At 38.8% G+C, this 24,073-nt stretch carries 20 protein-coding genes; 17 read left to right on the forward strand and 3 right to left on the reverse strand.

Features of this window, described 5'->3' with window-relative positions; genetic code table 11:
* The first annotated feature begins 179 nt into the window (after nucleotides 1-179).
* On the forward strand, nucleotides 180-1,010 hold the full coding sequence (locus BFL47_RS10615) for a sialate O-acetylesterase (protein ID WP_069659773.1): 831 nt from the start codon (nucleotides 180-182) through the stop codon (nucleotides 1,008-1,010).
* Nucleotides 1,011-1,118: 108 nt separating this feature from the next.
* Nucleotides 1,119-1,307: a cell wall metabolism sensor histidine kinase WalK gene (locus tag BFL47_RS19615; protein WP_139125807.1), complete on the forward strand. Its 189-nt coding sequence runs from the start codon at nucleotides 1,119-1,121 to the stop codon at nucleotides 1,305-1,307.
* A 131-nt stretch (nucleotides 1,308-1,438) separates the two neighbouring features.
* Here the strand turns inward: BFL47_RS19615 and BFL47_RS10620 are convergent, their stop codons facing one another.
* Both BFL47_RS10620 and BFL47_RS10625 read right to left on the reverse strand, forming a co-directional pair.
* The gene (locus BFL47_RS10620; protein WP_069659774.1) at nucleotides 1,439-1,717 is read right to left on the reverse strand and encodes a Txe/YoeB family addiction module toxin; all 279 of its coding nucleotides are present in this window, start codon (nucleotides 1,715-1,717) and stop codon (nucleotides 1,439-1,441) included.
* A 3-nt stretch (nucleotides 1,718-1,720) separates the two neighbouring features.
* Complete coding sequence (locus BFL47_RS10625; protein WP_069659775.1) at nucleotides 1,721-1,996, reverse strand: type II toxin-antitoxin system Phd/YefM family antitoxin; 276 nt, start codon at nucleotides 1,994-1,996, stop codon at nucleotides 1,721-1,723.
* Nucleotides 1,997-2,525: 529 nt separating this feature from the next.
* Between BFL47_RS10625 and BFL47_RS10630 the strand changes: the two genes are divergently transcribed.
* The 4 genes from BFL47_RS10630 (at nucleotide 2,526) to BFL47_RS10645 (ending at nucleotide 7,660) form a co-directional block, all read left to right on the forward strand.
* Complete coding sequence (locus tag BFL47_RS10630) at nucleotides 2,526-2,813, forward strand: DUF4267 domain-containing protein (protein ID WP_211480964.1); 288 nt, start codon at nucleotides 2,526-2,528, stop codon at nucleotides 2,811-2,813.
* Between the two features lie 169 nt (nucleotides 2,814-2,982).
* Entirely contained in the window at nucleotides 2,983-3,426 is a 444-nt protein-coding gene (locus BFL47_RS10635; RefSeq protein ID WP_262482888.1) for a cupin domain-containing protein, read from the forward strand.
* Between the two features lie 418 nt (nucleotides 3,427-3,844).
* Nucleotides 3,845-4,609: a hypothetical protein gene (locus BFL47_RS10640; RefSeq protein WP_069659777.1), complete on the forward strand. Its 765-nt coding sequence runs from the start codon at nucleotides 3,845-3,847 to the stop codon at nucleotides 4,607-4,609.
* Between the two features lie 498 nt (nucleotides 4,610-5,107).
* Nucleotides 5,108-7,660: an adenosylcobalamin-dependent ribonucleoside-diphosphate reductase gene (locus BFL47_RS10645; protein ID WP_069659778.1), complete on the forward strand. Its 2,553-nt coding sequence runs from the start codon at nucleotides 5,108-5,110 to the stop codon at nucleotides 7,658-7,660.
* A 238-nt stretch (nucleotides 7,661-7,898) separates the two neighbouring features.
* Here the strand turns inward: BFL47_RS10645 and BFL47_RS10650 are convergent, their stop codons facing one another.
* Nucleotides 7,899-8,171, reverse strand: a complete 273-nt coding sequence (locus BFL47_RS10650; protein ID WP_069659779.1) for a hypothetical protein — start codon at nucleotides 8,169-8,171, stop codon at nucleotides 7,899-7,901.
* Between the two features lie 279 nt (nucleotides 8,172-8,450).
* On the opposite strand from BFL47_RS10650, the gene BFL47_RS10655 reads away from it, so the two are divergent.
* The 11 genes from BFL47_RS10655 to BFL47_RS10700 all read left to right on the forward strand — a co-directional run bounded on the left by BFL47_RS10655 (nucleotide 8,451) and on the right by BFL47_RS10700 (nucleotide 23,947).
* Nucleotides 8,451-9,485 (forward strand): threonine aldolase family protein, encoded by a 1,035-nt coding sequence (locus BFL47_RS10655; RefSeq protein ID WP_069659780.1) that lies wholly within the window; start codon nucleotides 8,451-8,453, stop codon nucleotides 9,483-9,485.
* 12 nt (nucleotides 9,486-9,497) lie between these two features.
* Complete coding sequence (locus BFL47_RS10660; protein ID WP_069659781.1) at nucleotides 9,498-9,740, forward strand: hypothetical protein; 243 nt, start codon at nucleotides 9,498-9,500, stop codon at nucleotides 9,738-9,740.
* A gap of 353 nt (nucleotides 9,741-10,093) precedes the next feature.
* Nucleotides 10,094-10,264 (forward strand): hypothetical protein, encoded by a 171-nt coding sequence (locus tag BFL47_RS19790; protein ID WP_170827305.1) that lies wholly within the window; start codon nucleotides 10,094-10,096, stop codon nucleotides 10,262-10,264.
* A gap of 65 nt (nucleotides 10,265-10,329) precedes the next feature.
* Nucleotides 10,330-11,574: an MFS transporter gene (locus BFL47_RS10665; RefSeq protein WP_069659782.1), complete on the forward strand. Its 1,245-nt coding sequence runs from the start codon at nucleotides 10,330-10,332 to the stop codon at nucleotides 11,572-11,574.
* 65 nt (nucleotides 11,575-11,639) lie between these two features.
* A complete protein-coding gene (locus BFL47_RS10670; RefSeq protein WP_069659783.1) occupies nucleotides 11,640-14,438 on the forward strand; it encodes a glycoside hydrolase family 2 protein in 2,799 nt (932 codons plus the stop codon).
* A 128-nt stretch (nucleotides 14,439-14,566) separates the two neighbouring features.
* Nucleotides 14,567-15,613 carry a LacI family DNA-binding transcriptional regulator gene (locus BFL47_RS10675; protein WP_069659784.1) on the forward strand — a complete coding sequence of 349 codons (1,047 nt, stop codon included), beginning with the start codon at nucleotides 14,567-14,569 and terminating at the stop codon, nucleotides 15,611-15,613.
* A 4-nt stretch (nucleotides 15,614-15,617) separates the two neighbouring features.
* Nucleotides 15,618-17,771, forward strand: a complete 2,154-nt coding sequence (locus BFL47_RS10680; protein ID WP_069659785.1) for an alpha-glucuronidase family glycosyl hydrolase — start codon at nucleotides 15,618-15,620, stop codon at nucleotides 17,769-17,771.
* Nucleotides 17,772-17,923: 152 nt separating this feature from the next.
* Nucleotides 17,924-20,770 (forward strand): glycosyl hydrolase 115 family protein, encoded by a 2,847-nt coding sequence (locus BFL47_RS10685; RefSeq protein WP_069659786.1) that lies wholly within the window; start codon nucleotides 17,924-17,926, stop codon nucleotides 20,768-20,770.
* Between the two features lie 24 nt (nucleotides 20,771-20,794).
* Nucleotides 20,795-21,892: a glycoside hydrolase family 43 protein gene (locus tag BFL47_RS10690; RefSeq protein ID WP_069659787.1), complete on the forward strand. Its 1,098-nt coding sequence runs from the start codon at nucleotides 20,795-20,797 to the stop codon at nucleotides 21,890-21,892.
* 26 nt (nucleotides 21,893-21,918) lie between these two features.
* Complete coding sequence (gene uxuA / locus BFL47_RS10695; protein WP_069659788.1) at nucleotides 21,919-23,139, forward strand: mannonate dehydratase; 1,221 nt, start codon at nucleotides 21,919-21,921, stop codon at nucleotides 23,137-23,139.
* Nucleotides 23,129-23,947 (forward strand): SDR family oxidoreductase, encoded by an 819-nt coding sequence (locus tag BFL47_RS10700; RefSeq protein WP_069659789.1) that lies wholly within the window; start codon nucleotides 23,129-23,131, stop codon nucleotides 23,945-23,947. Before uxuA ends, BFL47_RS10700 begins: the two co-directional genes overlap by 11 nt.
* Nucleotides 23,948-24,073: the final 126 nt, after the last annotated feature.

The raw sequence follows: 24,073 nt of genomic DNA on the forward strand, positions 1-24,073 counted from the left end.
TAATAACTTGATAGGTTTCAGGGATTGTAGACTTGTTATACCTGAATAGTTGCAAATTTTCGTTTTAATTTTGAACAATTATTTAAATGCTCAGACAAAAAATATTAATTATTAAAGCAGCTGGACAAGCAGAAAGCAATTAAACAAAGAATAAGACTATATGATAAGTTCCTTTTTTAATGATTGGTCAGTCAAATATGGCCGGGTGCAGATACCTGAAGGATGTCAGGCAAATCTATGATGAACAGATCAAAGGGCTGGTAAACGCCCGTTGGCAGACGATGACAAAACCCATAAATTTTGACCGGCCAACAGCAGGGATAGGACTTGCAGCGTCTTTTGCTGGTGCCTGGAGATTAGCAAATGCGTGCGAGCAGGTAGGTCTGATCCCATGCGCCGATGGAGGATCCAGTTTGGACGATTGGGCAGTTGGTGGAGCACTTTTCGAAAATGCGGTGTTCCAGGCCAAGTTTGCCCAGCGGAACAGCATACTGAGAGGGATATTATGGCATCAAGGTGAAAACGATAGTTTTGCAGGACGTTCCGCTGTTTATTACGATAAATTAAGCGTTATTGTCGATGCCTTTCGCGCTGAACTGGACGCCTCGAACATTCCTTTTATAGCCGGTGGAATTGGTGATTTTTTAAGCGGTGGTAGGTACGGAAAATATTTTACAGAATATAAAGAGGTCAACCAGGCACTTCAGAAATACGCCGCCGAAACGCCAAATGCTTACTTCGTAACCTCCACTGGTCTTACAGCCAACGATGACGGACTTCATTTCGATGCTGTGTCACAGCGTAAATTCGGAGTTCGGTTTTTCGAATCTTTCTCCGAAATGAAAAGTGTTCTGGCACCGCTTACTGCGGAAAACAACTTGGTAGATATAATACAAGACAGGCCTTTGACGAAAATAGAGAAAATTGCCTTGCTGGAGATCAGTTTTGGCAGCGGTAACATATCATTGAAGGATTTTGAAGAACACTTAATCGTGATTAACATCCAATAATTGCTCAAATAAAGCTATTGTTTCAGAACTTACTATAGCGGAAATCTCGCTTTGTTTAAGTCATATACGTCATATCGTTTCCAGTCCTTATAACCTTTATTTCCCAGCATGAAGTGCAGATCACGGTTAGTGGGTGTCAAGGGCAGCCTGTGCTGCATTGTTTCTGCCAGATCGAGGCTGGCAATAAAAGGCTCTCTAAAAGCGGCCAGATCACTTGACTTGCAGCACAACGGCCAAATATGGGCAGAAAGTGAGCTTGTAAAAGGCAGTGCATTTTGGTTTACCTTGCCTAAATGAGTTATTCGTAGCTGAAACTATAGGTTTACTACTATACTGATTTTACCACATATCAAATACTCATCTCATTTTCCTATCAAAATACTATCATTTTTTAAGACTTTTATACCCAAATCCAATAAGTTGCTTAACTATTTATCATCATAATGGAACCGGCATTGAATAATAGCGCATTGTTGGTCATTGCCCTTGGTACCTGACACCTGATAAACCAGGCGATGCTCACCTATTATACGTCTGGACCAAAAGCCTTTCAGATTATGCTTCAAAGCTTCAGGCTTTCCCAATCCATGAAATGGTGTCCTTTTTATTTCTCTCAATAAGTCTCTGATTTTTTTTTCTGCATCTTCATCATTGTCCATCCAATATTCAAAATCCTCCCAAGCTTCAGGCGTAAATACTATTTTCATAGTTTATGCTTTCAGATTGCTATCCTCATTAAGAGAAAATAACTTTGTATCACCCTTTTTTAAATTTTCCATAGAATGCTCAAGTCGTTTACGGTTTGCTTTTGTTGACATCAGGTGCGAAGTTTCTATAAGGGCGTTATATTCTTTAATAGAAATCACCACAACGGCATCGTCTTCATTGTTGTTACGTGGAACAATCAAAATATCTTCAGTCTCACTTACTTCATCGAAATAGGCTTTCATGTTTGTTCTTAAGGAGGAGATAGTTACTGCTTTCATAGTTATATTGAATGTACATCCAAATGTACGTTATCTGGTACGTTATAACAAATAAACTAATTACGTAATTAGTTTATAAATTAACTAGCCCTTACGTTAAGAAAAAACTTTATCTTTTATCTAAAAACGGTCTTTAAGCGATTGGTGAAAATTTGTTAAATGGCCCTGCATGCAACATTGGTTTGGAAAGTGGCTGGCCGAACTAGCTGAACTTCTGTAATTCTTCATATCTTTAGTCAGGTTTGGATCGCCAAATTTTCATTCCCAGTTCTTCTCCAAGCATTTTCCATTAATGACAATTTTATAGCGACACCATACCATGATAAAGAGCCTGCTTGACAGCATAAAAAATATAATACCGTTAAGCACGACAGAGAATGACATCGTAATCTCTTTATTCAAAGAAAAAACTTACAAAAAAGGAGAATTCTTTTTAGCAGATGGAAAAATTTGTAAACATTAACCCAAGTGCATGAATGCCGGGTTGCAAGTATGGAAATTTGTGTCATCATTTAAAGAACACAATGTTATGACACAAAGAATTTCTATTACAATCGCATTCCTGACAGGGTTAGGAATGATCTTCATCGGGGCCAGGTTCCTACTTTCGCCCGAAATTGCAGAAGCTGGTTACGGCATACACTTTAACGCAAATGGTGACTATTCGTTTCATTACATCAAAGGCATCCGTGATGCGTTTACCGGTTTACTAATATGCATACTCATACTAACTAAGCAAACAAAAGCTTTGGGTATCACTCTGGCAGTGGGAACAATTATCCCGACCGTTGATATGCTTATTGTTTTGTTATACTAGCATCGTACAAGCTATTCCTCATATTTCCGCAATCATAGTTTGCGCTGTAATAGGAACAATTTTATTAATGCATAAACCCTCAAACAAAGCATTATGAAAACGCAGGGATACATCAAACTGATTAGTATCAGCAGATACAAATAAAGATAGTATTATTAAGTTCAATATTATTCCAAACGAAATGACACCCTGGCATTACCACACACTTTTTTCGGAGACTTTTGAAGTACTGAACGGAACGTTAGAAGTTGGGCTTAATAGCCGAGTTAGCTGGTTGAAAAAAGGCGATAGGGTAACCATGAAGCCAAATGAAAAACACTACTTTCACAACATTTCAGATGATGATGATTGTTTAATGCAAGTGACCGTAAGCCCGGGCAATAAAAATTTCGAAAATGCGCTTCTGATATCAAAAGGTCTGGCAAAAGATGGCTTAGCAAGTGAGGCAGGAATACCGAAAAAATTAGCTGACCTTGCTTTATTCGTTTATTTAAACAACTCTAAAATGGTTGGTCTGCAAAAAATTGCAGGACCTCTTTTTAAGTATCTGGCGACAAGGGCAATTAAAAAGGGACGTTTAAAAGAACTGGAACTTAAATATTGCAGACAATAAAACAGTGAAAACATCGGTTTGGCATTATGGAAGCTGAAGGGCATATTTTGACACTAAAAAGGATTAATTGGCTTTCTTTCAGTTTTTTATGATTTAGACAGATTTTTTGAACTAGAATTATTTACTCGTTAAAAGGTCGTTTTTGTTATACCTCATTTTCTTTTTCATAGCTGTTTTAGATTCTATTTAACATAGGATCAGTTATCAAATCAATGGTTGGAACAGATACGTGGGCCGTATTAAAAAATTGGTTTATCTATATTCCCCTTATTAATTATCTGTAACGATTTCTCTCTTCTGTGTTAATCGCCAAAAATGCTAAATGTATTAAATGATCAGAAGATGACTTGTTTATTACCGAAAACGCATCATCTTTACTCTTGAATTAAGATTGCAAAATTTATACCCCGGTTTATTTATGAAAGAGCTTGAGCAGACGATCCGAAGTCATTATCCGAATGTAGAAACTGGTAATGAAGTAACAGAATCCTATTTGAACTTTCTGCAGCATGAGTATAACGCTGACTTGTCAAAAATGCTCTTCGCCACATCTTTATGTTGTGATGACATAAATGTCTCTACCAATTTTCGAAAGGTATTGACTCGTCCATTTTCGATGGGCGGACTTGGAGGTCTGCCCTTTTCAGGTTTTACAGGAATGGTAGCTTTTGCCCATCATATACCTGACGGCGGTGATGCTTTTATCTTTTATGGGCCACATATTGGGATAACAGATGATGGTGAATTGGGTAAAATGATTCGACCCGGACAAACGCAATTAACCAACAGCTGCGGTGCTCTGATGCTGGCTCTACAAAGGCTGCAACAGGAATCAGAAGTATATGTTCCAATTAACTCAGAACTTGATTATCAGCAAACTTTGCTGGAGCGGACAGTTATGCCCTACAAACACCGCATCATTACTGCTGCAAATCCACAAAAGGAAATTACAGAAGTAGCTTATGAAGAAATCCATAAGAAGGTTAAATTATTAATCCGCATGAGTAGGCAGGAGTTTAAATGTGACCGGATCTTTTTGTTGGGTGGAGTTATTGTAAATACAAGTCCCGATCATCAGGACGCGGTAGATATACGCAATTTTGAGGTCGTAAACACACGTGAAAGTAATGACAACGTGCCGGCATTCTCCATATTGGAGTCTGATGCATTTAAGAATTTATAACATTGGGATAAGGTTTCGATGGTTATTTAGTTTACAAAATCAAAGAAGTTTCTGTAGTGGTATGACTTTATAATAAATGTAGACGTAGATTAAGTTCCAGGAAGTGATAAGATTATCTTACTGATTTTCGGAGTATCTTCCTCAATGTGTTGATCTTAGAAATGAGATGACTATATGCTCAGTTTTTTTTCAGTTTTTCTACTCACAAATTGATTGAATTGTGAGTGGAATTGACGAATTTTGCGTACTTTATAGAAAGCAGTTTGTAGTCCTTACAAGCTAATCAAGGCATTGCTAAAATGTAATAATTTATAATATAGTGAATAAATTTTTAAGGTAACATTTAAAAATTTGTTAACTTTTTATTTAGGCTATACGATTATTTTACTGTAAGTCAAGTTTTTATATTTTTGTTTTGTAAACATTTAAAAAAAAGTTCTCTATTTAGCTGTGCAAATTTGTAAGTTTGACTTTCCATAAAATTCAAATATATAATCAATGAAAGTTGCAAATAAAGCTGAAATCAAAAAAACATATACTTCCGATGAAGCCTATCAGGAGTCGCTTAAATATTTTGATGGAGATGACCTTGCGGCACGTGTTTGGGTAAATAAATACGCGCTGAAGGACTCCTACGGTGCTATATTTGAAGGCACTCCAGATGACATGCATCACCGTATCGCTTCAGAAATTGCCCGCATTGAGCAGCGTTATCCTAACCCGTTAAGCGAGGAGGAAGTTTTCAACTTAATAAAGAACTTTAAATATATCATCCCACAAGGAAGTCCGATGACTGGTATTGGTAATCCATATCAGATCGCATCGCTTTCCAATTGTTTTGTAATTGGAAATGATGGTGAATCAGATTCCTATGGTGGCATCATGAAAGTGGATCAGGAGCAGGTGCAACTGATGAAACGACGAGGTGGTGTAGGTCACGATTTATCGCATATTCGTCCAAAAGGTTCACCCGTTAAAAATTCGGCTCTTACATCAACCGGTATAGTTCCTTTTATGGAACGTTATTCGAACTCCACAAGGGAAGTAGCACAGGATGGAAGAAGGGGAGCGCTGATGTTATCTGTAGCAATCAAACATCCCGATTCAGAAGGATTTATTGATGCCAAACTAGAGCAGGGGAAAGTGACCGGCGCAAATGTTTCGGTACGTATCGATGATGCTTTTATGCGAGCAGTAGAAGCAAATGAAACTTATATTCAACAGTACCCAGTAGATAGTTTGAATCCTACCTATAAAAAGGAGATCGACCCTACGTTATTATGGAAAAAAATAGTGCATAACGCCTGGCGTTCTGCAGAGCCAGGAATCTTGTTCTGGGATACGATCATTCGTGAATCGGTGCCGGATTGTTATGCAGATCTTGGTTATAAAACAGTATCTACCAATCCATGTGGTGAGATTCCTTTATGTCCATATGATTCCTGCCGTTTACTGGCTATAAACTTATTTTCTTATGTTGAAAAGCCATTCACTAAAGAAGCTTATTTCAACTGGGATCTGTTTAAGAAACACATTAACGTTGCACAGCGGATGATGGATGATATCATTGATCTGGAACTGGAGAAAATTGATGCTATTTTGTTGAAGATAGCGGAAGATCCGGAAGGAGATGAAGTGAAACGTACCGAACGGAATCTGTGGTTAAATATCCAAACTAAGGCAAATGAAGGAAGAAGAACTGGAATTGGTATCACTGCAGAAGGTGATATGCTTGCCGCTTTAGGTCTGCGTTATGCCAGTGAAGAAGGTTCTGCATTTGCCGTGGAAGTACATAAAACTATTGCATTGGAAGCGTATCGTGCATCTGTGCTTTCAGCAAAAGAAAGAGGACCTTTCAGCATTTTCGATGCGGAGAGAGAAAAAAATAATCCTTTTATCCTGCGCTTAAAAGAGGCAGATCCACAGCTTTATTTTGAAATGCTGGAATATGGTAGAAGGAACATCGCTTTATTGACGATTGCTCCTACTGGTACGACCAGTTTGATGTCGCAAACCAGCTCTGGTATAGAGCCTGTATTTATGCCGGTTTACAAAAGAAGAAGAAAAGTAAACCCAGGAGATAAGGATGCACGTGTTGACTTTGTAGATGAAGTTGGTGATTCATGGGAAGAATATGTTGTTTTTCATCATCGTTTTAAACAGTGGATGCTTGTAAACGGACATGATTTGACTAAGAATTACGGACAGAAAGAGTTGGATGACCTGGTTATGCAATCTCCTTATTATAAATCTACCTCCAATGATGTAGATTACATGAAAAAGGTACAGATGCAGGGAGAAATTCAGAAATGGGTAGATCATTCAATTAGTGTAACCATCAATATGCCTTCGGATGTAACTGAAGAATTGGTTGGTGAGTTATATATGGCAGCATGGAAGGCAGGATGTAAGGGTGTAACGGTATATCGTGACGGGTCACGTTCGGGAGTACTGATTGCCAATACGGATGCACCGGAGAAGGAAGAAGAAATAGAATCCAGTCATTTTCCTACCATCAGACCAATTACACTGAAGGCAGATGTGGTTCGCTTTCAGAACAACCGTGACAAATGGATTGCTTTCATAGGTTTAATTGATGGAAAGCCGTATGAGATCTTTACCGGGTTTTCGGATGATGAAGACGGTATTTTGGTTCCAAGATGGGCTAATGATGGTTTGATTATCAAAAATAGAGAACCAGACGGCAGTTCTCGTTATGACTTTCAATACCAAAATAAACGCGGACACAAAACAACTATTGAAGGGTTATCCTATAAGTTTAATCCAGAATACTGGAATTACGCAAAGTTGATTTCCAGTACGTTGCGACATGGGATGCCTATTGTTAAGGTGGTAGAGCTGATCAACAGTCTTCAGCTGGATGAATCAATTAATACCTGGAAAAACGGGGTAGCGCGTGCGTTGAAACGGTATGTGCCGGATGGTACTGAAGCTAAAAAGCAGAAATGTCAGAATTGTAATTCTACAAATTTAATGTACCAGGAAGGATGTTTAACCTGCAAGGATTGCGGCTCATCTAAATGTGGATAATAATTTAAGATAATGATTAAAAAAGGGTGCTCAGAGAGATTTGACGCCCTTTTTTGTGTTATGGATCTTTCTCTTTGTAATTTCCCAGTAATTTAAAAATCATGAGATCAATACGGAGAAAGTCATCGTGGTTAACCTCGTAAGTGGTGAAAACCAGATTAGGTTTGAATGTAGTTAATGATAAATGAGCCGCATATTCTAACATAGATAATGCCTTGTTAACTTTGCTCCAATTCCTTCAAAATCGGGAGCAAACGAACTTGTCATCGTTCTTCTTTTTATGAATCGTTGCAGTAGTGGTGCCGAATATCTTGGATAAACTGGTAAAGTCTAAACTCGTAAGATCTTTTAGTCCATCAAGTACATGTCTTGACAATCCTCGCTTTACTTCCACCATCTTATTAAAGTTAGAGCCATCTCTTATAATTTCAATGATTTTATTGAAATTATGATTTTCAGCACTTTTAACTTTTCTAGTATGTTTAGGGGCGTAAATATTCTTTTCAGCCATAAAGTATACTTTTTTACTAAGGTAACTTTAAAAATATACTTATTGTATGAAGACAAACGTAAGTTTATTTCATAGGATACAGCTTTAAAATATCTTCATGTATTTCTCCGAATTGATGGGGGCTGGTTTTTGGAAACGGGATATGCAGATCAGGAGAAATATAATGAAGAATAATCAGTCAAATAATGAGTGGGGCAACAAAGTTTATTTAATTATTTTTAATTTGCCGGCGGTAAATGCATTACCAGATTTTGTACCCTTTTCACACGCAAATTTTAGATGAAGTATAATTTCAAGAACGACTATACTACAGGATGTCATCCCAATATTTTAAAAGCATTAGCCTCAAGTAATTTGATTGCTCAGGAAGGTTATGGTGAAGATCAATACTGTAAAGAAGCGATTGATTTAATCAAAGAGAAAATTGGTCACGAAGATTCTGTGGTTCATTTTGTTTCTGGAGGAACTCAGGCTAATCTAATTGTTATTGCCTCTTTATTAAGGCCATACGAGTCTGTTATTGCAGCGGAAACTGCACATATTCAAGTACATGAAACCGGGGCAATTGAAGCGACAGGTCACCGGATTCAAACGGTTAAATCTGCAGATGGAAAATTAGCACCTGATGGTATTCAGAAACAATTAGATCTGTTTGAGGAGGTTCATACCACTATTCCCCGTATGGTTTATATTTCTAATTCAACGGAGATCGGAACTATTTATTCTTGCGATGAATTAAAAGCACTGTCGCTTTTTTGTAGAGTGAATAACCTGATTTTATTTATGGATGGAGCGAGATTGTCATCTGCGTTAACTTCTTCTGCAAACGATGTGACGCTAAAGGATCTGGCAATTTATACGGATGTTTTTTATATCGGGGGAACAAAAGCAGGAGCGCTTTTAGGTGAAGCTATTGTGCTTAATAACAAAACGCTACAAAAGGATTTTATATATAATATGAAACAACGTGGTGCCTTGCTGGCTAAAGGAAGGTTGCTTGGGATTCAGTTTCTGGAATTATTCAAGGACGATTTGTTTTTTGAATTAGGAGATCATGCCAATAGGATGGCACAAAAGATCAGTGCAGGGATATCGGATCTTGGTCTTTCATTTTTAACGCCAACGTATACCAATCAGCTGTTTCCTGTATTTTCTAATGTGGTGATCGCTAAACTGATGGAAGATTATGTTTTTTTTACCTGGATCAAAATAGATGAAGAGGTTTCGGCGGTACGACTGGTGACAAGCTGGTCTACTGAAGAGCAGGCTGTTGATGAATTTATAGAAGATTTGAAAATTGCAGTAGGGGTTTGATAAACTTATTGAATGTATTTGTATATAGCTGCAAATTTAGATATCAGTGATCGTTTGAATGAACAACAGGTTCTAATGTTGCGGTTGTTGAAAAATCCTCTTACAGAAAAGGATTTCTTAGAAATACGTAAGCTTGCGGTGAAGCTAATATCAAAAATATTAGACGAAGTAGTAGAAGATTGGGAATTAAATAAGGATATTAAACCCGAGAATTACGATAATCTGAGTAAAGGCCATTTCCACTTCAAGCATTAACTTTAATGAAGATTGTCCTTAATTCTGTTGCCTCCTGCCACTATTTATCTATGTTAAATATTGTCAAAGTGTTCTTCGATTTTGGAGGTGGCTGTTTTTTATTGTAGATTAGTATGTAGTTTATTGTGATTATTTGATGAAATAGCTAACCATTATTTTTATTCCAAAGTATTTATTATTTTCCTGTTTTAAAGATTTGTAATCATGATCCTATTCGTATCTCAATTAGCAAATTTTGTAAATCAATTCCATAAGAGCGCTCCGGTTAGTACTATTTACATTCAAATACGATGACAATATTATAATCAGGTTCTTGTTCGATTTAAATAACTAAATACGGTATCTATTGTGCTATGATTTTATGGTGGGTAATGGCTGGTATCGGCCACATACGGAAGAAGGTTAAAGCTGCCTGTATTGATAGGGGGCGGGATATACATCAGATTATGGAAGCTGATTTTACTCTGTATTACAAGTATCGTATTTCAAATGGGTCTGCCGGGCACATGAAGGCCAGTCTGTAAAAAATGTTACCAAAAAGGGAGGCTATTTTAATTTAACCTAAATTACGTTTTAAACATCCTGGATTATGGATCAAGAAGTATCGGGCTCCCGTAAATCATATAAATGGGAAATGCTGGCCTGGCTGTGGTTGGCTTTTTTTCTTAATCAAGCAGATAGGCAGGTTTTTAGTGTGGTCCTCCCTCTGATTAAGATTGATTTGAAACTAACGGATGGCGAACTGGGATTGATCGCTTCCGCACTGGTTTGGACGTATGGTGTGCTGGTTCCTTTTGCTGGATTTATTGGGGATCGTCTGAGTCGTAGAAACATCATCGGAACGAGTTTACTGGTATGGAGTGCGGCTACATTGACAACAGGACTATGCCATACTTTAATTCAGTTTATCTTTTTAAGAGGTATTGCTACGGGGGGAGGAGAGGCTTTTTATGCGCCGGCAGCGAATGCCCTGATCAGTGAGGAACATAAAAATAAACGTTCCTTAGCTTTAGCGCTGCATCAGACAGCGGTTTATTTTGGAATCATATTAAGTGGATTAATTGCAGGGTATGTAGCCGAATTATATGGCTGGAGGCATGCCTTTTACTTGTTTGGTGGTTTTGGCGTTTTGATAGCCTTGATTATTTTCCTTCGTCTGAAAAAAGATCTGCCTGCGCAAGTGACTGAAAAAGTGGATGTGATAACTACTGCGAAGTTAATCTTCAAAAAACCAACAGTAATTCTATTAACCTTTTCTTTCGCCTGTATGGTTTTTGTGAACGTAGGGTATCTGACTTGGATGCCCTCCTTACTTGCTGAAAAGTTCAATCTATCTTTAGCTGCAGCAGGATTTTCCTCGATGTTTTATCACCATATAGGGGCTTTTATAGGAGTAATTTTAGGAGGGTCTCTATCGGACCGGTTTTCGAGAATAAATCCGGCAAACCGCTTGGTGGTACAAGGTGTTTCGTTACTTCTGGGTGCGCCTTTCATTTATTGGATCGGATCAGGTGAGACTGTAACGATTACCTATGTTGCTTTATTTATGTTTGGAATATTTAGAGGTGCGTATGATTCCAGCATATTTGCATCTTTATATGAGGTGGTTAAGCCTGAAATTAAATCGTCTGCTTCGGGTCTAATGTTGATGTGCGCCTTTTTAATTGGCGCTTTTTCGCCTGTTCTGTTGGGTTATTTAAAACCTACTTTAGGTATTGAAGCTGGTGTTTCTTATTTATGGATTAGCTATTTTATAGGAGCACTGAGTTTATTTACTGCGGTATTGTTTTTCTTTAAAAAAGACAGGGAAAAGATAGAAGAAATTAAGAGGTAGAAGTCTTGTGGATTTGTTTTACAGCTAATAAGTTTTAAGTATACTTGCTTAGCCAAAAATATCAAATGACCTATTTATTCAAACACATCCTACTTTTGTTTTTTTTAAGTCTGCAGAGCTATTCCATTTTTGCTCAAAAAACGGTGTTTCAGTATTTATCCGGAACCGATAAGGATCATACCGTTTTATGGGATTTCAAGTGTTCCAGTGGGCGTAACAGCGGAAAATGGACTACAATTCCGGTGCCTTCTAATTGGGAACTTCAGGGTTTTGGCACTTTTAATTATGGATGGGAGAAGAATGATGGAGAAGATGGATTTTATAAACATACTTTTCAATCGGTTCCTTCATTTAAGAATAAGCGGGTACAGCTGGTATTTGAGGGTTCTATGACAGATACTGAAGTTCGGATCAATGGAAAGGTAGCCGGACCCATTCATCAGGGAGCTTTCTATCGTTTTAAATATGATATTACTAAATTATTAAAGGCTGAGGGAGAAAACTTACTGGAGGTAACTGTTCGTAAAGTTTCATCGGATACCTCAGTGAACCGGGCTGAGAGGATGTCTGATTATTGGGTATTCGGAGGGATCTACAGACCTGTTTATCTGGAGGTGCTGCCTAAGCAATTTATAGACTGGACTGCTGTTGACGCGAAAGCAGACGGCTCTTTTTTAATGGAGGTTCATCCTGCTGATGTAACCGATGCCACAAAGATAGAGGCTCAGATTTTCAGTATGGATGGAAAGGCTGTGGGTGTCCCATTTTCTAAAGCATTTAAAAAGGGTGAATCTAAAGTGACGATTTCGACTAAAATAGATAACCCTTTGATTTGGTCTCCTGAATTTCCAAACCGTTACCAGGTTTCAGTCCGGTTGATGAATGCAAAGGGTGCCGTGCATACAATAACGGAGAAATTTGGTTTCCGGACGGTTGAGTTTAAGGAAGGAGTAGGCTTTTTTGTCAACGGAGCAAAGATCATGTTTAAGGGGGCAAACCGGCATAGTTTCTGGCCTAAATCGGGAAGGACAACGAGTAAGGAGATTAATGTGATGGATGTGACCCTGATGAAGGATATGAATATGAATGCGGTTCGTATGTCGCATTATCCACCTGATGTCGACTTTTTAGATGCTTGTGATTCGTTGGGACTTTTTGTATTGGATGAATTAGGGGGCTGGCAAAAGAAGTATGATACGCCTGTAGGGAAAAAGCTAGTGAGGGAGATGATGATGAAGGATGTGAATCATCCCTCTATTGTGATCTGGGATAACGGCAATGAAGGAGGAAATAATTTTGATCTTGATGATGAATTCGCGAAATATGATCCACAAAAACGGCAGGTGATTCATCCATGGAATATTTTTCGAGGTATAGATACGCAGCATTACAGGGGATATGATTGTTGTGCTGGATCGTTTTATAATGGAAACGAGGTATTTTTCCCAACAGAGTTTTTGCATGGTTTATATGATGGGGGTAATGGTTCCGGATTAGAGGATCACTGGAAATTAATGCTGAGTAAACCCTTATCGGCAGGCCTCTTTTTATGGGCGTTTGCGGATGAAGGGATTGTGAGAGGAGATCGTAATGACAGCATAGACGTAAAGGGCAATTTAGCACCTGATGGAATAGTAGGCCCTTATCGGGAGAAAGAGGGGAGTTTTTATACCATAAAAGAGATCTGGAGTCCTGTTCAAATCGGGATGGAGAAGATATTGAATGATTTTGATGGTCGGTTTCCGGTGAAGAATTACTATTTCTATACGAATTTGAATGTAGTGACCTTTAGTTGGCGGTTATCCAAAATGTCATCTCCTTCTCCGTCTTCTGGTGATGATCAAGCTTCAGAAATAATACTAGAGAAAAGTGAATTTAAAGGACCTGATCTTGCTCCTCAGGAACAGGGAGTTTTAAATTTGAATCTTCCAGCTGATTACAGGAAGGCGGATGTGTTGTTTCTTAAGGCAACTGATCAGTATGGGAGAGAACTTTATACCTGGTCATGGCCTTTGAAATTGCCTCAGGAGATTACTAAGGCTCTTTTACAAAAGGATGTTAAGGATCAGGTTAATGCTGCGTTTGGTCGTGTTAAGGTTCGGAATAAAGAGGACTTATTGTTGGTTTCGGCAAATAATGTTGAAATCGGATTGAGTAATACAACAGGTTTACTATTCTCCGTTATAAGTTCCGGATCGAAGATATCTTTCAGTAACGGACCTGTGCTTGCTGTTGGGAAAACTACTTTTAAGAGTTTAAAACACTATAGGGAAGGGGAAAATCAGGTTGTGGAGGTGATGTTTTCCGGAGACATGAAAAGATTGAAGTATACAATGCAACCATCAGGGATCCTCCAAATGGATTATGCCTACTCGGCTGATTCGCGTAAGGAGCATGACTTTTTAGGAATTAATTTTAATTATCCGGAGGATCAGATTACTGGAGTTCAATATCTGGGCAGGGGACCTTACCGGGTGTGGAAGAATAGGATGAAGGGGGGATCCTTTAATGTATGGCATAAAAAGTATAATAATACGGTTACCGGCCAATCATGGGACTATCCTGAGTTTAAGGGTTATTACAAGGATTTGAACTGGGTCGTAATTGAGAATAAGGAGCATCTTTTTAAAATCTTTACGGATACACCCGATTTGTTTCTACGCTTGTATACACCAGAAAAACCTAAAGCTGCTGGTAATGATAATACGTCTCCAGCTTTTCCTAATGGGGATATTTCCTTTTTACATGGCATTAACAGTATCGGGACTAAGTTTGACGGGGCAGAGAGTCATGGTCCGCAGGGAGGCAAGAATAAGGTGGGAAATAGTTGGGTCGAGGGGAGGTTGTATTTTGATTTCAGGTAAGGCTGAGTGCTGTTGAATGTAGAATTGAAACGAACTGAATGGAAAGGTGGAACGAAAATAAATCAATATAAAATATGCAACCGATTGCATATTTTATAAATAATTCTTAATTTGCGCTAAATACCAATATGAGCCAGGACAAGATTATAACTATTTATGATATTGCTGAAAAGCTGAAGTTATCCCCTTCGACTATAAGTAGGGGGCTCCAGAACAATACGGCTGTTAATGCAAAAACAAAAAAGAAGATTTTTGATACTGCAAATGAAATGGGTTACCGGTTTAACACGTTTGCGCGAAACCTCCGTACTCAAAACACAAATACCATCGGCGTAATTGTGCCCCGTTTGAATAGTTATTTTATCTCTGCAGTATTGGCTGGCATTGAAAAGGTGATCAATGGAGCGGGTTATAATATGTTGATCAGCCAGTCCCTTGAGTCAAGTGAAAAAGAAGTGGAGTATACTAAAACAATGATGCACAACCGGGTGGATGGTTTAATCGTCACTCTTGCAGCTGATACTACTAATTTCGATCACTTTCTGCCTTTCGTGAAACATCATATTCCTTTGTTATTTGTAGATAGGGTAATTGACGATGAAAATTATTCTAAAGTTGTGATTGATAACTCAAAGTCAGGTTACGATGCGACTACCCATCTTATTGATCAGGGATGCAAGCGGATTGTTCATATAACAGGCAATACCTTGAGGAATGTCTATCGGGATAGAAAATTAGGGTATGAAAAGGCCTTAATTGATCATGGGATACCTGTTGATCATGAACTTCTGTTTGAAACTGATTTAACTGAAGTGTCCGCTCTGAAATCTGTTGTTAAAATTCTAAAGATGAATCCTTTGCCTGATGGCTTATTTGTTTCCAATGACTTTTGTGCCGCCATATGCCTGAAAAAGTTAAAGCAGGCAGGCATAAAAATACCTGAAGATATGGCCATTGTTGGGTTTAATAATGATACGACATCACGAATTACAGATCCTGCCTTATCCACAATTAATTATCCCGGACAGGAGATGGGAGAGGCTGTAGCAACGAACCTGATTAACTGTTTGAGTAATAAAGATATTTCTGCTAAAGCGCAAACCATTGTGCTTAAATCGGAACTGATAGTTAGAGAATCTTCCTTCAGGAGAGAGCATAAACCGATTAAATTGTAAAGTGATGAAAAAAAGGCTACTGATCCTGACGCTATTGTTCTGGAATGCAACAAGCCTCCTTGCCGAAAGTGGATATCGGTTATGGATGAGGTATGATTTGGTCATTAATGAAGAACAGCGAGGTGAATACATAAACTTGCTCAAAAATATAGCGATGAAGACTCCATCTGCTTCACTTCGGGCAGCATCGCAGGAGTTGGAACAGGGACTGTCTGGTTTGCTTGGAAGAAAGATCCCAGTTGTAGTCTCTGGTATTACTGCAGGTTCCATTGTTGCGGGAACGCCTTTATCATCAACTATTATAAAGGGGTTGAAGTTAAATATACGACTAGAAACTTTAGGTGAAGAAGGTTATTTGTTATCATCGATTGTATATCAGAGTAAAAAGGTGACCGTTATAGCTGCTAATTCGGATATAGGGGTTATGTATGGCGTTTTCCATCTACTTCGGCTCATTCAAACGAATCAATCTGTTTCAGATCTGAATATAACAGATCAGCCACGTTTGAAGTACCGGGTACTCAATCATTGGGATAATCTGGACCGCACGGTAGAGCGTGGTTATGCTGGTTTTTCTTTGTGGAACTGGCATACGCTCCCTGGATATGTTCAGCAACGCTATGTTGATTATGCCCGTGCAAATGCTTCAATTGGTATTAATGGTACTGTTTTAACCAATGTAAATGCCAATTCTTTAATCTTAACTGATGAGTATCTTCCAAAGGTGGCTGCTATAGCAAATGTGCTAAGGCCTTACGGTATTAAGGTATATCTGACTGCACGATTTAGTTCTCCTATTGAACTGGGTAAGCTTAAAACTGCAGATCCTTTAAATGAGGAAGTGAAGAAATGGTGGAAGGATAAGACGGATGAAATCTATACGTATATTCCAGACTTTGGTGGCTTTCTGGTCAAGGCAAACTCAGAAGGTCAACCGGGCCCACAGAGTTATGGCCGATCGCATGCCGATGGTGCCAATGTTTTAGCGGATGCGTTGGCTCCTCATAAGGGTATAGTCATGTGGCGAGCCTTCGTATATAGTAATGACAAACCGGAAGATCGTTTTAAACAAGCATTTAATGAGTTTAAACCATTAGATGGCCAGTTTCGTGCCAATGTGATGGTACAAGTAAAAAATGGGCCTATAGATTTTCAACCCAGAGAGCCCTTTTCTCCGCTTTTTGGTGCTATGCCTAAAACGCCCTTAATGATGGAGTTTCAAATTACACAGGAATACCTGGGACAGGGAACTCATCTCGTTTACCAGGCGCCATTGTACAAGGAAGTACTGGATGCCGATACCTACACTAAAGGAAAGGGTTCAACTGTTGCTAAGGTAATCGATGGAAGTTTGGATAATCATTCGATTTCAGGGATGGCTGGTGTGGCTAATATCGGAGATGATCTGAATTGGACAGGTCATTTATTTGGACAATCGAATTGGTATGCATTCGGAAGGTTAGCATGGAATCACGAATTAAGTTCAATTGCGATTGCGGATGAATGGACACGAATGACTTTTACTAACGATACCCGATTCGTTCAGACTGTAAAGGGGATTATGATGAATTCAAGGGAGAACCTGGTTAATTACATGACTCCATTGGGATTACATCATATTATGGGTTGGGATCACCATTATGGTCCCGGACCCTGGATTAAAGATAAACCGCGTGCAGATTGGACTGCTTTTTACTATCATAAAGCGGATCGTACTGCAATAGGATTTGATCGAACAGCATCAGGCAGTAATGCTTTATCTCAATATGCTCCTGAAGTTTCCAGCTTTTATGGAGATTTAAAGACTTGCCCTCCTGAATACTTACTTTGGTTCCATCGCTTACCTTGGACCTATCAATTGAAAGATGGAAAGAGCTTATGGGAATCATTATGCCAACGTTATCAATTTGGTGCAGCGAGTATGGAAGGGGTACAAAAAGATTGGAATTCTATAGCTGGAATTATCGATCAGGAGCGATTTGAACAAGTTAAAATGCTCTTGGCGATTCAGAAAGAAGAGGTTTGGTGGTGGCATGATGCATGTCTGGCATACTTTCAGTCCCGTTCAGAGTTGCCTTTTCCCGCAAGAATTACAGCACCTAAAAAATCATTGGAATTTTATGAAAATCAGGTGTTTCATTTTGTGCCAGGGATATAATGAATATAGAATAGCTTGAAAAGAAGAAGTATGTCAGGGGGTGTTGGATATATGAATTAGCAGTAGAGAACGAAGGAAAAGAATATCACCTTTTTTTTCTAATTTAAACTGCAAGTGGCGCACTTTGATGTGGTAAATTTAAAAGAAATAGTATGATCAGAAAAATTAGTTGCTTCCTTCCTTTACTTTTTATGCAGGTTTTTTTAAGTAAGGCTGCAGACACCTTCGTCTCTAGTCATTATGTGCCTGGTAGTTTCTCTATAAGTTCAAAAGGAAACGTGGCTACTTTATTGCTTAGTGATAATGAATGGGAGGGGGTGAACCGGGCAGCAAGGGATCTCGCTTCTGACTTGCAAAAGGTAACTGGAATAACTCCTGAATTCAAGTTAAACGGATCTTCTGGTCCTTCCATAATCATTGGAACTATAGGGAAAAGTAAACTGATAGACCAGTTAATTAAACAAAAGAAAATAAATGTTGCCGGAGTTGCAGGTCAGTGGGAGAGTAACTTAATTCAGGTGGTGTATAATCCAATAAAAGGGGTTGATAGTGCGTTGGTAATTGCAGGAAGCGACAAACGGGGAACAATCTATGGAATTTATGAATTGTCATACCAGATCGGCGTTTCTCCGTGGTATTACTGGGCAGATGTCCCTGTTAAAAAGCAAAGTCAGTTGTATGCGCTGGGAGGAAGGCATATTACTTCATCTCCGGTAGTGAAATACCGTGGTATTTTTTTAAATGATGAGGCACCAGCCTTGTCCGGCTGGGCAAAAGAGAAGTTTGGTGGATTTAATCATCAGTTTTATGAAAAGGTTTTTGAGCTTATATTAAGGTTGAAGGGAAACTATCTATGGCCAGCAATGTGGGGAAATGCTTTTAATGATGATGATCTGATGAATTCTGTTAAAGCGGATGAGTATGGCATTGTGATGGGCACTTCACATCATGAACCTTTAATGCGAGCGCATGCTGAATGGAAAAAGTATGGAGAGGGTTTGTGGAATTACGATAAAAATGAAACCGTTTTAAAGAAGTTCTGGAAGACGGGTTTGGAGCGTACGCAAGGGAAGGAACAAATTGTAACTGTAGGAATGCGGGGGGATGGGGATGAACCTATGACAACGGGTACAGCAACTAGTCTACTGGAAAGAATTGTTAGAGATCAACGGAGTATTATTGAAGAAGTCAGTGCTAAGCCTGCATCAGCATCTCCACAGCTTTGGGCATTATATAAGGAGGTGCAGGATTATTATGACCAGGGGATGCGTGTCCCTGATGATGTCACCCTTTTGTTGAGTGATGATAACTGGGGTAATCTACGGAAGTTGCCTAAATTAAATGAAGCGCCTCGAAGTGGTGGTTACGGCATTTATTATCACTTTGATTATGTGGGTGGTCCAAGGAATTATAAGTGGATCAATACGAATCCTATTCAGAAAATATGGGAACAAATGAACCTAGCTTATGAGTATGATGCGAATAAGATCTGGATTGTAAATGTGGGCGATTTAAAGCCGATGGAATTTCCAATTGAATTCTTTTTAGACTATGCCTGGACACCCTCAGCTTTCCCTTCAAGTCAATTAAAGGATTATACCGTGAGATGGTGCAGTAAACAATTCGGAGATGCTTATGCGGTTGAAATTGCGAATATACTTGATTTATACACTAAATATAATGGGCGGGTTAAGCCTGAATTGTTAAATGCAGATACATATAGTTTGGTGAGCGATGATGAATATGAAGGCGTGGTTAAAGAATATGAAGAGCTTGTTCAAAAAGCTTCATATATCAATGAGCAAATATTGCCGGAGCAGCGTGATGCCTATTATCAGTTGATCCTTCATCCGGTTATTGCTAGTGCGAATCTATATGCGCTTTATTATGCGACTGCTAAAAATCGTTTATATGCGAAGCAAGGCAGGAATAGCACCAATGAATTTGCTTTAAAAGTGAAAGAATTGTTTCAAAAGGATGCAGATATAACAAATTATTATAATCACAAGTTAGCGAATGGTAAATGGAATCATATGATGGATCAAACCCATATTGGTTATAAGATCTGGCAGCAACCTGCTACTGATACTATTCCCCGCACAGATTCAGTTGCGATAAGATCTAAAGCGATGATGGGTCTGTCAATTGAAGGGAGTGAGTCATATTGGTCAGGAAAAGTAACCCTGAACGAAAGTTTTCCTATTTATGATAATGTGAGCAACGATGAGCATTATTTTGAAATCTTTAACCGAGGAGGACAATCTTTTACTTATCAGGTAAAAGCGCCCGCTTTCTTTACGTTATCGTCTAATAAAGGAACGATAAAAGAAACGAAGCGAATCTGTTTGAGTGTTGACTGGACTAAAGCACCAGCAGGCGAGCATACTTCTTCGATTCAGATTAAAGCAAGTGATGGTTCTGAAATTAGCATTCCGATACGAACCATAAAGATTGCTCATGCTGCTGAAATAGGTGGTTTTGTGCAAAATAACAGGTTGGTATCCATGGAAGCCGTCCATTATTCAAGGGCTGTTGAGGCAAGACCTGTCCAATGGCAGATTATTCCAGGATATGGTAAAACAGCGGGAGGTGTATTTCCTGTACCTGTTACTTCTCCTGTTCAGGTACCAAAGGAAGGGAGTCCTCATTTAGAATATGACTTTTATGTCTCAGAAACAGGACCGGCAACTTTGTCCGCGTATGTATCCCCTACTATTGATTTTGCTAATATAGGGGGACTGAAATATGCAATTTCTATTGATGATGGCAAACCTGTTGTCGTGAATATAAATAAGGATTATATGAATGATTATCAATGGGGAAAATCCGTTGCCAACAGTATTAAAATATTAACTACTCCGCATACATTCACTAAATCTGGTAAGCACGTTTTAAACTACTGGATGATTAATCCGGGTATTGTATTACAAAAATTAGTCATAGATTTTGGCGGTTTAAAGTCTAGTTTTTTAGGTCCTAAAGAAACATTTATTAAATAAAAATTAACCATTATAACGTATACAATGAAAAAGCAGGTAAACAAGATTCTCTTTATTTCGGCTGCCCTGGTGGTAAGCCTGGCAGGCTGTCAGAACAGCACAAAAGTTGTTAGTACTCAAAATTCAGGATTGACGAAAGATACTTCTAAGTTTTTGTCACAACCATTGGTGACCGATATCTATACGGCAGATCCTTCGGCACATGTATTTAACGGAAAAATCTATATTTATCCTTCTCATGATATTGACGCAGGGATTCCGGAGAATGATAATGGCGATCATTTTGATATGCGGGATTACCATATTTTTTCCATGGATAGTATCAAGGGGAAAGTTACAGATCATGGTGTGGCCTTATCTGTGAAGGATATTCCATGGGCTGGAAGGCAACTTTGGGCACCTGATGCTGCATTTAAAAACGGAACCTACTATTTATATTTTCCTGTAAAGGATAAGAAAGATGTTTTTAGAATGGGTGTAGCGCTATCAAAATCTCCTTCTGGTCCCTTTAAAGCTGAGGCAAAACCTATTGAAGGAAGTTTTAGTATTGATCCCGCAGTTTTTACGGATGATGATGGCGTGTCGTATATGTATTTCGGAGGGATCTGGGGTGGACAATTGCAAAGGTGGAAAGATGGTCAGTATGATGCAAATGGATCTAAAACAGACTCTCAAAAAGAAGATGAACCCGCATTATCTGCCAAGGTGGCTAAGATGAGTGCCGACATGCTTGGTTTTGATGGTGCGGTTAAGGATGTGCAGATTGTGACTAAAGAAGGAAAATTGCTTTTGACAAAAGACCATGACAGGCGCTTCTTTGAAGGGTCATGGATGCATAAATACAAGGGTCAATATTATTTTACTTACTCTACCGGGGATACGCATTACTTAGCTTCTGCGATTGGACATAGTCCAATGGGCCCATTTGTTTATCAAGGTACGTTTATGAATCCGGTACAAGGCTGGACATCACATCATTCTATTCTGGAGGTAAATAAAAAGTGGTACATTTTCTACCATGATACTCAAATCTCCAATAAAACTCATTTGAGAAATATTAAGGTAACGGAGCTGGTTCACAATGATGATGGAACTATCAAATTAATTGAGCCGATTAAATAATAAAAGATTCATATACGATTTATGACATGGCATTAGAGAAAACGTGGAGATGGTTTGGCAAAACTGATAGTATAAAATTGTCGCAACTCAAACAGTTTGGTGTAGAAGGAATAGTTACAGCCTTGCATCATATAAAAGGCGGAGCTGTATGGCCTGTTGAAGAGATAATGGCGGTAAAGGAGGAGATTGAAAGTTATGGTATGCGCTGGAGTGTGGTGGAAAGTTTGCCTGTTTCGGAGGAGATCAAAATTAACAGTCCACAACGGGAAGAACTAATTAACAACTATAAAATATCACTTAAAAATCTGGGGGAATGTGGTATAGATACGGTTTGCTATAATTTTATGCCGGTATTAGATTGGGCAAGAACCAACCTGCATTATGTACAGGAAAGTGGTGCCGAGTCGATGTTTTATGATCATGAGACCTTTGCTGCCTTCGATATTTTCATCTTAAATCGCCCCAATGCTAGAGCGGATCATTCAGCAGAGGTCATAGCTAAAGCGGAAGAAATATATTCCAAAATGAGTGAGGAGGAACAGAATACGCTCGCTTATAACATTATAGTGGTAACCCAAGGTTTTATAAATGGCACGGTGGGCAATGTGCAGAATTATAAACAGGTGTTTCTGGATTATTTGAGCAGGTACAATGCTATCGATAAAAATGCGCTAAGAAACAATCTGGTCCTGTTTTTAAACGAGGTCATTCCGGTAGCGGAAGAGGCAGGCATTAATCTTTGTATTCATCCAGACGACCCACCCTTCTCTTTGCTTGGCTTGCCTAGAATAGCAAGCACGCAGGAAGACTTTGATTGGATCTTTTCTCAGAATAAGTCGCTGAAGAACGGATTAACCTTTTGCAGCGGCTCATTGTCAGTAAGAGAGGATAATAATCTGGTGGAGATTGTAAAGCGTTTTGCCGAAAGAATACATTTTGTACACCTAAGAAACATCAAACGAGTGGGTGCGAGAAGTTTTTATGAATCGGCCCATCTTGATGGGGTAGCAGATATGTATGGTGTGCTTAAAGCTTTGTTAGAGGAGCAGAATAAAAGAAAAGCGAGTGGAAGAAAAGATCTCAGAATGCCATTCAGGCCTGATCACGGCTTAAAGATCCTGGATGATTTCAATAGGCAAAGTAATCCGGGTTACCCTTTAATAGGAAGAATGAAGGGTATGGCTGAAATATCAGGTCTGGAATTAGGAATTGAAAGCGCATTAAATATAAAAGAAAATGAAAAATAATTTATTTGATATCAGCGGTAAAGTAGCAGTAGTAACCGGAGCCGGTGGAGTTTTAGGAGGCAGTATTGCATTAAGTTTAATGAAAGCTGGAGTTAAAGTTGTTGCTACAGATATCCGTCAGGAAAATCTGGATGCTCGTGTAGCAGAACTGAAGAAAATACATGAGGATGTTATTGGTGTGGCGGGAAACGTTTTGGATATCAATAATCTGAGAGAGCTTGCTCAAACGGTACAAGCAAAATGGGGAACAATAGACATCCTGGTAAATTGTGCGGGTGGTAATATTCCCGGCGCAACGTTAAGAGAAGACCAGAATGTGTTTGATATGAAAATAGAGGACTGGGAAAAGGTCACTAATCTGAACTCCAATGGTACTGTATATCCATGTCTGGCTTTCGGTGAGATCATGGCTCAGCAGGGGAGTGGTAGTATCATCAATATATCTTCGATGGCCACCTACTCTGCTATAACAAGAGTACCTGGGTATTCAGTAGCAAAAACGGGAATTAATATCTTCACACAATGGCTGGCAACAGAGTTGGCGCTTAAGTTTGGTGAAAAGGTAAGGGTAAACGCTTTAGCGCCTGGATTTTTTATAGGTGATCAGAACAGAGCGGTTTTAATTAACCCGGACGGAAGTTATACAGAAAGAAGCGTGAAGGTTTTGGCAAGAACACCAATGAATCGGTTTGGAGATATCTCTGAATTGAATGGTGCTATTCAGTTTTTATGTTCCGATGCTGCAAGCTTTATTACGGGGGTAATTCTTCCGGTTGATGGTGGCTTTACTGCTTTTAGTGGGGTTTAAATTGCAATTATTTATATTGAAATGTAGAGAGTACTATATGAATTAAAGCTTCCTCACTGTTTAAGTGTCAATTGTTTAAGATAAAATGCAATCTTTTTATTGTTATATAAACTAATTCAGCTTGCT

The sequence above is a fragment of the Arcticibacter eurypsychrophilus genome, from assembly GCF_001730525.1.
Lineage (GTDB): Bacteria > Bacteroidota > Bacteroidia > Sphingobacteriales > Sphingobacteriaceae > Arcticibacter > Arcticibacter eurypsychrophilus.